Here is a 1389-nt window from a genome sequence, read left to right as displayed (position 1 = left end):
TAGCGGCGCTACTGGCCCCTTCCGCCTTTACGGCGGGCAACTTTTTTCTTGGAAAAAGTTGCACAAAACCGCTTGCTGGTATGACTCACCCACATGGGTTACAAATCAGTTCACGCACATAGGTAACAGTTTTTAACTGGCATGGTCGGTTTTTCGAGGATCTGACCATGCCTTGGCGAGAGCTGAAACCTATGGACATGAAAACGCTTTTTATCGCGGATTACCTGCAGGGTCCGCCTAGCTTCAGCGCCCTCTGCGAGGCCTATGAGATCAGTCGAAAGACCGGATACAAGTGGGTCGAGCGCTACGAGAAAGAGGGCCCGGCGGGCCTGGAGGAGCGCAGTCGTCGCCGGCTGACGCAAGACTGGGTTGTACCCGTCGCCATTCGCGAGGCCATCATCGAGCTGCGTGGTCAAGGCCAGACGGAGCCTGGGCCCAAGAAGATCCAGGCAGCATTGCAGGCGCGTTTTCCAGACCAGGCGCCTCCCTCCAAGACAACGATCTACAACATCCTCAAGAAGGCCGATCTGATCAAACCGCGACGCCTGCGTCAGCGTGTAGCGGTCTATCCCAAGCCATTGGAGAAAGCGGAGTCGCCCAATCAGCTATTCACTGCGGACTACAAAGGCCAGTTTCTGACAGGAGCAGGGGTCTGGTGCTATCCGTTGACGATCATGGATCACGCCAGTCGCTTCTTGCTTGCGTGCCACAGCATGGCCAACACGAACTTCCTGGAGACACAGACTGTGTTCGCTGAGGTCTTTCGCGAAAACGGGCTACCTGAACGTATCCGAACCGATAACGGCGTGCCGTTTGCGAGTAAAGGGCGCGCAGGCCTCTCCCAGCTGTCTATTTGGTGGCTGCGCCTGGGCATCATTCCTGAACGTATTGCGCCTGGCAGGCCGGAGCAAAATGGTCGGCACGAGCGTATGCACCGGACACTCAAAAGTACGCTTCCATCCCCGCCCGCAGTGGCTTGGGAGGCTCAACAGCGGCACTTCGATCGCTTCCGGCAACACTACAATTACGAGCGATTGCACGAAGCACTGAAGCAGAAAACGCCAGCGTCCTGTTATCAGCCTTCGCCACGCCCGTTTCCGGAAAAACTACCCGAAATGACTTACCCCAGTCATATCGAGAGCCTACAAGCTGACTGTAGTGGCATCGTCAACCGCCGGGGTTTGAGGATCTATGTAGGTTACGTGCTCAAGCACCAAACCATTGGGCTGGAGCGGGTCGGGGATGGGGTGTGGGATGTTATTTTCGGCCCAATCATTCTCGGCAGGGTCGATGAGCGGGAAGCCGATGATGGTTATGTAAGACTTCAGGTGTTGTCACCTATGTGAACGAACTTTTGTGTAACCCATGAGGGTGACCCGTACATGCTCC

The 1389-nt window shown here is 56.0% G+C and carries 1 protein-coding gene; it reads left to right on the top strand.

The genetic code is table 11. The features are described from left to right. Window positions 1-167: 167 nt before the first annotated feature. Entirely contained in the window at window positions 168-1346 is a 1179-nt protein-coding gene (locus KY379_RS27125) for an integrase core domain-containing protein (RefSeq protein ID WP_133332265.1), read from the top strand. The last annotated feature ends 43 nt before the right edge of the window (window positions 1347-1389 follow it).

The sequence above is a fragment of the Pseudomonas sp. HD6422 genome (genome assembly GCF_025377065.1).
In the GTDB taxonomy this organism is placed as follows: Bacteria; Pseudomonadota; Gammaproteobacteria; order Pseudomonadales; family Pseudomonadaceae; genus Aquipseudomonas; species Aquipseudomonas putida_U.
The sequence above is the reverse complement of the archived record's forward strand: the minus strand, read 5'-3'. Positions and strand labels throughout refer to the sequence as shown.

Excerpts from the sequence above, each read along its gene's own strand:
- KY379_RS27125 (WP_133332265.1), top strand. The coding sequence starts at position 168 with ATGCCTTGGCGAGAGCTGAAACCTATGGACATGAAAACGCTTTTTATC.